8 protein-coding genes, 1 tRNA gene and 1 rRNA gene are annotated in these 9,548 nt (G+C 58.1%); 4 read left to right on the top strand and 6 right to left on the bottom strand.

The window, feature by feature from the left end; genetic code table 11:
* From C0V97_RS09615 to C0V97_RS09605, 3 genes are all read right to left on the bottom strand, one after another.
* On the bottom strand, nucleotides 1-908 hold a 908-nt coding region (locus C0V97_RS09615; RefSeq protein WP_148114932.1), incomplete at its 3' end, for a polyprenyl synthetase family protein.
* Nucleotides 905-1,165, bottom strand: a complete 261-nt coding sequence (locus tag C0V97_RS09610; RefSeq protein ID WP_127102395.1) for an exodeoxyribonuclease VII small subunit — start codon at nucleotides 1,163-1,165, stop codon at nucleotides 905-907. The genes C0V97_RS09615 and C0V97_RS09610, both read right to left, overlap by 4 nt.
* Before the next feature lie 121 nt (nucleotides 1,166-1,286).
* Nucleotides 1,287-1,556 carry a sulfurtransferase TusA family protein gene (locus tag C0V97_RS09605; RefSeq protein ID WP_127102394.1) on the bottom strand — a complete coding sequence of 90 codons (270 nt, stop codon included), beginning with the start codon at nucleotides 1,554-1,556 and terminating at the stop codon, nucleotides 1,287-1,289.
* A 132-nt stretch (nucleotides 1,557-1,688) separates the two neighbouring features.
* Here C0V97_RS09605 and C0V97_RS09600 point away from each other — a divergent pair, with 132 nt between their 5' ends.
* Nucleotides 1,689-2,624, top strand: a complete 936-nt coding sequence (locus C0V97_RS09600; protein ID WP_127102393.1) for an ROK family protein — start codon at nucleotides 1,689-1,691, stop codon at nucleotides 2,622-2,624.
* Here C0V97_RS09600 and C0V97_RS09595 read toward each other — a convergent pair whose 3' ends face one another.
* Both C0V97_RS09595 and C0V97_RS09590 read right to left on the bottom strand, forming a co-directional pair.
* Complete coding sequence (locus C0V97_RS09595) at nucleotides 2,625-3,437, bottom strand: RlmE family RNA methyltransferase (protein ID WP_127102392.1); 813 nt, start codon at nucleotides 3,435-3,437, stop codon at nucleotides 2,625-2,627. It abuts the gene before it with no gap.
* The gene (locus C0V97_RS09590) at nucleotides 3,434-4,576 is read right to left on the bottom strand and encodes a Ppx/GppA phosphatase family protein (protein ID WP_127102391.1); all 1,143 of its coding nucleotides are present in this window, start codon (nucleotides 4,574-4,576) and stop codon (nucleotides 3,434-3,436) included. Before C0V97_RS09590 ends, C0V97_RS09595 begins: the two co-directional genes overlap by 4 nt.
* Nucleotides 4,577-4,775: 199 nt before the next feature.
* Here C0V97_RS09590 and C0V97_RS09585 point away from each other — a divergent pair.
* Nucleotides 4,776-4,849: transfer RNA gene (locus tag C0V97_RS09585), tRNA-Gln, on the top strand.
* A gap of 246 nt (nucleotides 4,850-5,095) precedes the next feature.
* On the opposite strand, the gene C0V97_RS09580 is transcribed toward C0V97_RS09585, so the two are convergent.
* Nucleotides 5,096-5,836 (bottom strand): DUF2167 domain-containing protein, encoded by a 741-nt coding sequence (locus C0V97_RS09580; protein WP_158625395.1) that lies wholly within the window; start codon nucleotides 5,834-5,836, stop codon nucleotides 5,096-5,098.
* 711 nt (nucleotides 5,837-6,547) lie between these two features.
* Between C0V97_RS09580 and C0V97_RS09575 the strand changes: the two genes are divergently transcribed.
* The gene (locus C0V97_RS09575; protein WP_233582086.1) at nucleotides 6,548-8,824 is read left to right on the top strand and encodes a TonB-dependent receptor; all 2,277 of its coding nucleotides are present in this window, start codon (nucleotides 6,548-6,550) and stop codon (nucleotides 8,822-8,824) included.
* 417 nt (nucleotides 8,825-9,241) lie between these two features.
* A 16S ribosomal RNA gene (locus C0V97_RS09570) occupies nucleotides 9,242-9,548 on the top strand; the annotation flags it as partial.

Raw genomic sequence — 9,548 nt, 5'->3', positions numbered from 1 at the left:
TCGACGATGTAATGGGCCAGGGCTCTGAGCGCGGCTGCTTCGGCCCCGAAAGAAGTCAGGGCCTGTGTGGCCTGCTCGGAGAGGCGCGCGGCTTCCGCACGTGCACCCTCGATACCCAGCAGGGAGACATAGGTGGATTTGCCGGAGGCTTCATCCTTGCCGGCGGTCTTGCCGAGTTCCTCGGCGCTTGCGGTCGTGTCGAGTACGTCATCGGCCACCTGAAAGGCTGTGCCGATATCACGCCCATACGCAATGATGGCGTCGCGCTGCACGCGTGTCGCGCCACCCAGAATGGCACCGGCCTCAGCCGCGTAGCGGATAAGCGCACCTGTCTTCATGGCATGGAGGCGCCGTACCTGATCGAGGGGAAGCGCTTTGCCTTCGCCTCGGATATCGACCACCTGACCGCCCACCATGCCTGCCGCACCCGAAGCCTGAGCCAGCGCCGTGACGAGTGCGATACGGACCGCAGGATCAGAATGCGTGGCATGATCGGCCAGGATCTCGAAGGCGGAAGTCTGCAAGGCATCGCCTGCGAGGATCGCAATGGCCTCATCGAACTGCTTGTGCGTCGAGGGCTGGCCGCGACGCAGATCGTCGTCATCCATTGCCGGCAGATCATCATGGACGAGACTATAGGCGTGCAGCATCTCGACTGAGGCCGCAACGCGCAGAGCGCCTTCCGGCTCGGCACCGAAAATGCTGGCGATTTCTGTCACAAGATAGCCGCGCAGGCGCTTGCCGCCGCCGAGAGCGGCGTAGCGCATCGCGTCAATCAAGACCGATTCGTCACCTTCGACCATGGGGAGGAGGCGATCGATCGTGGCTTCGATGGCGCGGGCTGCAGTGCCGAGCGAGGCGGCCAGGGCCTCGGGCGTTGCAGTCTGGGTGGGAGAGGTGATCGTCATGGGGCTTTTCCGCCAGAAGGCTCGTCGAACTCGGGGAGGGGGACCGCCTGCGTTGTGCCGTCACGCTGGGTGATCGCTCGCACACGCATCTCCGCTTCCGAGAGTTTGGTTTCACAATGGCGGCGCAGGGCGGCCCCTCGCTCATAGGCGCTGATCGCATCTTCAAGTTTCATCTGTCCGCTCTCCAGACCGCGAACGATCCTGTCGAGCTCCGACAGGGCATCCTCGAAAGAGAGCTGTGAAAGCTGTGCGTCCATGCCTGAAATGCCGTCCCGCTCCGCTGTTTCGGAAAATCGCCGTTATGAGAAACGGCTCGATGGGAAGGAGGGATAGCGTGTCGCACTCCATTCTCCAAGCCCAAGGAAGTAATGACTATGATTATTCCGTAACAGGGGAAGACACAGCTGTGTCCAATTTGCGACGGATGACGAAGGAAAGCGTCTCCCCGTCTTCAGAGAATGCAACTAACGCGTGTCCCGTCTCACGGCAGAAAGCCTGGAAATCCGCCACGCTGGCGCGATCCGTCGCTAGTACGCGTAGCCTGGCACCCCCGGAGAGCGCTTTGAGCGCGCGATGCGCCTTGAGCACAGGCAGGGGGCAGGCAAGCCCGCGCAGGTCGAGCAGCGTTTCTGTGGGGGAGACCGTCATATTCGGGACTATGCGCGCAGCTTGATGTGTGTTTCAAGATCGGGCGCTGTTTTGCCAATAGATCTTTACTCCGATCCTATTCCTCCGCAACATGCGCGCCAGTTTTCAGAAGCAACATCAGTAAGGCATGAGATGGCTGATTATCGCCTCGGCATCGATTTCGGTGGGACGAAGATCGAAATCGCAGTTCTCGATCGCGCGGGCGATCTGCAATTGCGTGAACGCGTCCCCAATCCGGGAATTTATGAAGACGCAGTGATCGCCGTGCGCGACCTGGTCGCCAGCGTGGACCAGCGCCTTGGAAGCGTCTCGTCCCATCTGGCCAAGCCGGGTCAGCTCAGCTCGACGCTGGGGATCGGCATTCCGGGCTCCATCTCGCCCGAAACCGGCCTGATCAAGAATGCGAATGCCACGTGGCTTAATAACCAGCCCTTCGGTATCGATCTGGATCGGGCACTCAACCGCTCGGTGCGCGTCGAGAACGATGCGAATTGCTTCGCGCTCTCCGAAGCCGCTGACGGCGCAGGGGCGGGTAATCGCACGGTCTTTGGTATCATCATCGGAACCGGAATGGGCGCCGGTATCGTTGTTGACGGAAAGGTGATCGGCGGTCGTCACAGCATCGCTGGCGAATGGGGCCACACGCCGCTCCCCTGGGTGCGCATGGAAGAGTTCCCGCTGCCAAAGTGTTTTTGCGGCAATGAAGGCTGCCTTGAGCGCTATCTTTGCGGGCCCGAGCTCGCCAAAGACTGGAAAGGTGTCGGGCATCATAACACGGCCGGCATCGAAGAGGCTGCGGCTGCCGGAGACATCGCGGCAATCGGCGCGCTCGATCGCTACATGGATCGCTTTTCGCGCGCCTGCGCCCTGACGATCAACTTCCTCGATCCGGATATCATCGTGCTGGGTGGAGGCGTCTCGAATCTCGACAGCATTTACGAGCGTGTGCCGCCTTTGCTGGCGCGTCACGTGATCACGCCGACCTGCACCACCCCCATCGTCCGAAACAAACATGGCGACAGCTCAGGCGTACGCGGCGCCGCCTGGCTGTGGGACGTGGCGGAGTAATTACTCCTCTGAGCTGGAGCCGGGATTCAGGCGTTCGGGCCTGAACCCGGTTGCCACCACGTAGAGCTCGCTCGATTCCTTTCGGGATGCAGGCGGCTTGAGGTGGCGAACATGAGAGAATGCGAGCTTCATGGGTTCGAGCATCTGCCGCTCGGAGCCCCCTTGGAAGACCTTCGCCACAAAACCTCCGCCGACCGCCAGCACCTGCATCGCGAAATCAAGCGCGCCTTCAGCGAGGCCCATGATGCGCAGATGATCGGTTGGCGCATGGCCCGTCGTGTTCGGTGCCATATCCGACAGAACCAGGTCGGCCGGGCCACCCAGAAGGTCGATCAGCCGCGCGGGCATGTCAGGATCGGTGAAATCACCTTCAATGATCGTGGCGTCGCTGACGGGATCCACCGGAAGCAGGTCGACGCCCACCACCTCACTGGCGCCACGCTTCACCGCAACCTGCGTCCATCCTCCGGGGGCAGCACCCAGATCGATGATCTTCATGCCTGGCTTGATCAGCTTCAGTCGGTCATCAATCTCGATCAGCTTGAAGGCGGCCCGTGAACGCCAGCCCTGCTTGCGGGCGGCCGCCACATAGGGGTCATTCAACTGGCGGTTCAGCCAACGCTGCTGCGCAGTCGAGCGCCCCCGCGCAGTGCGCAGGGTGATGGTCTTGTTCCGCGCCGTCTGGACCGAACTGCCGTCCAGGGCGCTGTCCGTTTCGCCGGGAGCGGCAGAACTCTTGAGCGCTTTGCCTGGGATGCGTCGTTCAGTCGGCTTGCCCGGCTTGCGGCCGCGCTTGTCACTATCTCTGGTCATGCGCGACCCATAAAGGAAGACGAGGCATTATGGCCACGATATTCGCGTCCACCGAGCGCGTTCACGCCGTGACGTGCCTGTCCGTGCGGGATGACCCGACTGCTGCGCGCTTGGGTTGCCATGCGTGCGACCATACCGTCACGCAACCCGCGATCGGCAACGATGATCTCCTGCATCGGCCAGACCCTGTGAATCGCCTCGAATATCGCACAGCCCGGCAGCATGAAGTGCTGCCTGTCGGCTGAGAGGGAAGAAGGTGCCGCCTCCGCACCGCATAACGTGGCCTTCACGACGGTGATCGCATCGTGGGCAGCACGATCGGTCAGGGTGAAGCCATCCACCGCCATGCGGCTGTATCGCGGCAGATCCTGAGCCATGCTTGCCAGGGTCGTGACTGTGCCGCTGGTGCCCAGCATTTGCACGGCACCCGCCTGCATTTCGCGACCGATCTGGTGAATCGTCTCGAACTGCCGGAGAGGTTCCTGCACGGCCTTGATCATGGCCTCATAAAGCGCTGCCTGACTAACGGCATCAATGGACCCGCGCGCGTGTCCAAATTGTTCCGACAGGGTGACAACGCCATAGGGCAAGCTGACGAGACTGATCAACTCATGCCCGCGTGTCATAGGATCAAGGCGCAACCAGGCGATCTCGGTTGACCCGCCGCCAATGTCGAAAACAATGGCTCTCTGCCCGGCGGCGCGGTTGCGATGCAGGAGTCCCCGGCATCCTTCCACCGCCAGCTCGACCTCCTCGCGAGGGGAGATGATCTCCAGAGACAGCCCCGTTTCTGCAAAGACACGCGACAGGAAGCGGTCGCGATTGAGGGCGCGCCTGCACGCTTCGGTTGCGACGGCCCTGACCTGTAAATCGGCCAGTCCCTTCATACGCGCGGCATACCCTTCAAGTGTCCGCACCGCCCGGTCCATGGCCCGGGAACTCAACTCCCCCGTTTCAACCAGCCCTTCACCCAGGCACACCATCCTGTTTTGTCGATCCAGAATCTGCACGCCGTGATGCGTCCTGCGCGCGATCATCATGCGGCAATTATTCGTTCCAAGATCGAGAGCGGCGAAATGCCGCGGGAGAGCGCCATTTGGCATGTGAGACGATAGCGCCTCGCTACGGCTGTAGCCCATGATCGTCCTCCCTCTTCCCTGGCCGCATCGGTGAATCTTGCGTCAAAAACAATGTGATAGCGCGCTCAGGTCGCAGCAAGCACTTTATACGTGCGGGATGAGCGATTTATGAAAAAAAATGCCGAAAGGGGGGTTGCGGCCCGTGGGGGCGGGTGCTATCTCACCGCCACCGCAAGGCAAACAGCTTCTGCGCAGATGCTGGGGGATAGTTTAGCGGTAGAACTACCGGCTCTGACCCGGTCAGCCCTGGTTCGAATCCAGGTCCCCCAGCCAAAAACTTTCATAGTTCAAAATAAGAGCGGCAAGCTTCGTCCAGGAATCTCGACGTCATTCCTTGCCGTGTCTGCTTCCAAACTGGTGGGGGGTGTTCCCTCCGTCCCATGGCGGGCTTTCGCTCGGGGCAGGCGCGGTTTCGCGTGCCTCGGGCGGTTTGCTACGTTTGGGCAGGATCTTCATGATCGCCCAGAATCCGATAGCTGCGCAAAGGCCGAACACAAGAGGCGCGCTCAGATACTGCAACTACTTTCCTTTCCGGCGCGAGAAGAGGGACTTGAGCCGAGCCCACAGGAGGGCAAGGAAAGCTATGACGGCAACGATCGCCTTCGAACTCAGAAGTGCAGAGCCGATTTTGACGATAAGAGCCAAGGCGCCCCCTGCCAGTCCCGTTTTCACGGCAAGGGCAGCGGCACCACCTCCCATCAGACCCATAAGCCCATACCGGGCAAGCTTGTCGCCTGTTTCAAAATCGCTGTAGCGATTGCCGGGCAGGGGATGAAGAAAGGTTAGGGCGGTGTTGAAGGCCTTCATGTCCTCATCATAGGTCGCAACATCGCCGACCATGAGGACACGATAATAGCCTGTGCGGGTGAGGACGCGCGTATGCAGGTTGGAGATGAGGTCGTCCGTATGCGTCTTGTACCTGTAGGCCCATTCGAGGCGATGAGTCTGCGGATCGTAGCGCGGCGTTGTTTGCCAGCCGACGAGGTCGAGCGCGGGAAGATGCCGCGCTTTTCGGACTTCATTGTCCTCAAGCGAATATTTGCTCATCATCGCAAGGAGTTTGTCCGCGTCGATCGTATCCGTGTCATCCACATGACCCGCGTCGCGATACGAAAACTCCATGAACCAATCCTGCCCTGCGTCCTCCGGTTGCAAGATGTAGGTGCGATCGTCAGACGCGGTCGTCGGGTTGCCCATGAGTGCGAGGAGCTTTTTCCCGTCTGGCGGCACGAGCAATTCGAAACCTGCAGGGATACGCATATCGGAGCCTCCTTCGATACGCGTGATTGCCGGGCCGTGGATCCAGGGGAGGCGCGTTGGCTGGGGCGGTGCGGGAGCCTCGTGCGCAGGCACCTGCTGGTTCGCAGCATACACGGGTTGGGATGCTAAAGCGCCGAACGCGATTAAAAGCCGAAAGTGTCGAGTTGATCGCATAATAGAAGACTTCAAAAACAAATACTGACCAGACGAAAGTAGAGAACGTATTTGAGTCTATCAATATGATGGCACCGTTCTCACGGTAAAGACTGTGTGTGTGGCTTGAGAATACGGGGCTTCATCTGGCTGCGAGGGTGCTCGGGTGCGTCGAATCGCGCGGAGTGAGCCGCTGTATGAGGAGGAAGGTCCATTGGGTTGACGCCCATGCAGAAAATGACCGTTTGGATAGTTTTGTTACATATGTTTCTGAAAAGAAACGACTTATTGGAATCGTATCGTCATGAAAGTTTCATCGTGATTGTTTCGCCCTCGTGTTAATGGCTATCGTGAATTCGTTAAGCCTAGTTAACGATCAGCCGATGAACTTCAGGAACGATAATGAGTGTGAGAGCCCGCTTTTTTCTTTGTGCGACTTCCGTCCTCGCGTTGCAGGTCTCCGCGGCTTCGGCACAGGTGAGCCTGTCCTCCAGCGCGGGTAGCTCCCGGAAAGCGACCGCTCCCAAAACAGTTGCGAAGGCTGATGACGGCCCGTCCATGATGGGCTCGACTGCACCGACAGACGCTGCCAAGAGCGAGACGGTGCAGGTGCGCGCAAGCCGCCACACGGCTGCTGGCGGCGGTCTCATGGTTCATGAGGATGCTGCCAAGTCGCGCTCCACCGTGACACAGGAATTCATCGCCAAGCAGACGCCGGGCCTGAATCCGATGCAGCTCATTGCCATGCTCCCCGGCGTGAACACTACCTCGGTAGACCCGCTCGGTCTGAATGGCGGCAATCTTACCCTGCGCGGCCTCAATGCGAGTCAGATCGGATTCACGCTCGAAGGATTTCCGATTAACGATATCGGTAATTACGCGGTCTATCCGCAGGAGATTGTCGACTCAGAAAATCTGAGGACAATCAATGTCGAACAGGGTTCGGCGGATCTCGATAGCCCCCATATCAGTGCCTCGGGCGGCGCGGTGAATATGTACCTGCTCGACCCGACCGAGAAATTCAGCGGTCACCTCGATGGCACTTATGGCAGCTATAACGCGCGCCGTATTTTCGGGCGTGTCGACACGGGTCGCATTGGTAATACTCATCTCAAGGGCTATATTTCGTTCTCTGCGGCGCATGAAGATTCGTGGCGTGGTCCAGGCGCGCAGAAAAAACTCCATGGCGAGACAAAATGGGTCAATGAGTGGGGAGAGGGCAATCGCATCTCGCTCGCGATCGTCGGCAACCAGAGCGACAGCACCCTGTTTCCATCGATGAGCCTGGCGAACTGGCAGAAATATGGAACCACCTACACATATGACTCGAAGTGGAATCCTAAATCACCCAGTGGCAATTATTACAAGCTGCACCAGAATCCCTTTACCAACATCTATGCCAGCGCTCCGTCGACATTTACCCTGACAGACAATCTGACGCTGACCGAAACACCGTATTTCTGGTATGGTAATGGTAATGGTGGGGGCGCCTATAATGAGAGCCTGACTAGCCAGCAATATGGTTCGCAGTCTCTCAGTGGCTCGATCGGTCCTTATAATCCGTCCAATACAAAGAGCCTTCTCCTCTATAACCCGTCGAACACCCAGACCTACCGCCCGGGTGCCGTGACGAAACTCGCGCTCCATACTGGCGCAAACCGCCTGATGGTTGGGTACTGGTTCGAGTATTCCAAGCAGATCCAGACCGCACCTTATAGCCTGGTCGATCCTGCGACGGGTGCACCTCTCGACGAATATGGCGGTGGTCCGAACCTCGTTCTGTCCAACGGCGTCACGGCGCAATATCGTGATACGTTGACCCAGACGCGCATCCACACGCTTTTCATCGATGACTCCCTGTCCCTTCTGAACAACCGTTTGACGATTGAAGGGGGGCTCAAATATGCGATGATCACGCGCCAGGGGCAGAACTACCTGCCGAACACCTCTACCGGGCCCTATATCAACGGCAATTGGAATGAGCCGCTACCTGCCGCCTCGATCCGTTACAAGCTGAACAACCAGTTCCAGCTCTTTGCCTCAGGCACGACCAATTTCCGTATCCCGATGAACACGTCGCTTTATGATGCGGGCACGTACACGAAGGGTGCTGGTTACAGTACCAAGGCAAACCCGAATCAGAAGCCGGAAATCTCGATTTCCGAAGAGGCGGGCATTCGTTATCAGGGTTCGCTTTTCAACAGCACCCTGACCTACTTTCATTACAACTTCACGAACCGACTTTATACGCAGACGGTCGTTCTGCCGAACGGCTCCTATTATTCGCAGAGCATCAATGGCGGGGGGTCACATGCTGACGGCGTCGATTTCGAAATCGGCACACGCCCCATTCTCTATCACCTACGTCCCTATATCTCGGCTGAGTACATCAACGCGCGCACCGATAGTAATGTCGCCGCTGGCAGTAATGGGGATTATGTCTTCAGCAAGGGCAAATTCGCCCCCCAGACACCCAAGCAACAGGTCGCGTTTAATCTTGACTACGACGACGGGCACCTCTTCAGCGGGTTTGCGCTCAAATATGTAGGCAAGCAGTACTCGACCTTCAACAATGACACCTCGATACCGAGCTATGTGACGATGAACGTCCATGCAGGCTATCGCTTCCATAATTTCGGGTTCATGAAGAATCCGGTCCTGCAGCTTAATCTGCAGAACATCACCAATAATCACTACCTCGGCTTCGTGAATGGCACGGCAGCCAATGGCAAGGCCACGACGGGTGTGTTCGGCAGCAAGCTCTCTGCAGGGAGCACAAGTTACTACGTTGCGTCGCCCTTCTTCGTGGGTGGTACGGCAAGCGTCGATTTCTGATCTCGGACTCCGCCTCGGGAAGTGGGGGAGGGGGCTTTGGCCCCCTTTTCCCGTTCCTTATTCCGGCGTTCGCCTTCGATCTTCCGGTCAGTTTTTTCGAAGGGTTATGTCATTTTTTTGAAGAATGGTGTTGACGGTGGTGTGTGGGGGGTCTAAAAGCCCGTTCACCGCAGCGGACGATGCTGCGGTGACTGCCTGAAAGAATGAGTGAGATCAGTAGTTTAGGCAGGGTTCTTTGAAAATTGAATAGGAATGGAAGGGATATGTTGGCGGCGCTTTGGTGTTGTCTGAACCAGTGGTTCTGATGATGAGAGTGCTGACTGATTTATTCTTTTTTTTGGAAAGAACTACAGACGTCAGTTTTTTTTGTTTCGGGATCTATAGTTTGGTTTTGGTGGGTTTAGGCCTACTGGAATTGAACCTGAGAGTTTGATCCTGGCTCAGAGCGAACGCTGGCGGCATGCTTAACACATGCAAGTCGCACGGACCTTTCGGGGTGAGTGGCGGACGGGTGAGTAACGCGTAGGGATCTATCCATGGGTGGGGGATAACACCGGGAAACTGGTGCTAATACCGCATGATACCTGAGGGTCAAAGGCGCGAGTCGCCTGTGGAGGAGCCTGCGTTCGATTAGCTTGTTGGTGGGGTAAAGGCCTACCAAGGCGATGATCGATAGCTGGTCTGAGAGGATGATCAGCCACACTGGGACTGAGACACGGCCCAG

It is taken from the genome of Asaia sp. W19, assembly GCF_003994335.1.
GTDB lineage: Bacteria > Pseudomonadota > Alphaproteobacteria > Acetobacterales > Acetobacteraceae > Asaia.
This window is presented reverse-complemented; position numbering and strand designations above follow the sequence as displayed.

Bases quoted from the DNA above. Each gene is read 5' to 3' on its own strand.
- C0V97_RS09600 (WP_127102393.1), top strand. From the start codon at position 1,689: ATGGCTGATTATCGCCTCGGCATCGATTTCGGTGGGACGAAGATCGAA.
- C0V97_RS09575 (WP_233582086.1), top strand. From the start codon at position 6,548: ATGATGGGCTCGACTGCACCGACAGACGCTGCCAAGAGCGAGACGGTG.
- C0V97_RS09590 (WP_127102391.1), bottom strand. From the start codon at position 4,576: ATGGGCTACAGCCGTAGCGAGGCGCTATCGTCTCACATGCCAAATGGC.
- C0V97_RS09605 (WP_127102394.1), bottom strand. From the start codon at position 1,556: ATGACGGTCTCCCCCACAGAAACGCTGCTCGACCTGCGCGGGCTTGCC.
- C0V97_RS09610 (WP_127102395.1), bottom strand. From the start codon at position 1,165: ATGGACGCACAGCTTTCACAGCTCTCTTTCGAGGATGCCCTGTCGGAG.
- C0V97_RS09580 (WP_158625395.1), bottom strand. From the start codon at position 5,836: ATGCGTATCCCTGCAGGTTTCGAATTGCTCGTGCCGCCAGACGGGAAA.
- C0V97_RS09595 (WP_127102392.1), bottom strand. From the start codon at position 3,437: ATGACCAGAGATAGTGACAAGCGCGGCCGCAAGCCGGGCAAGCCGACT.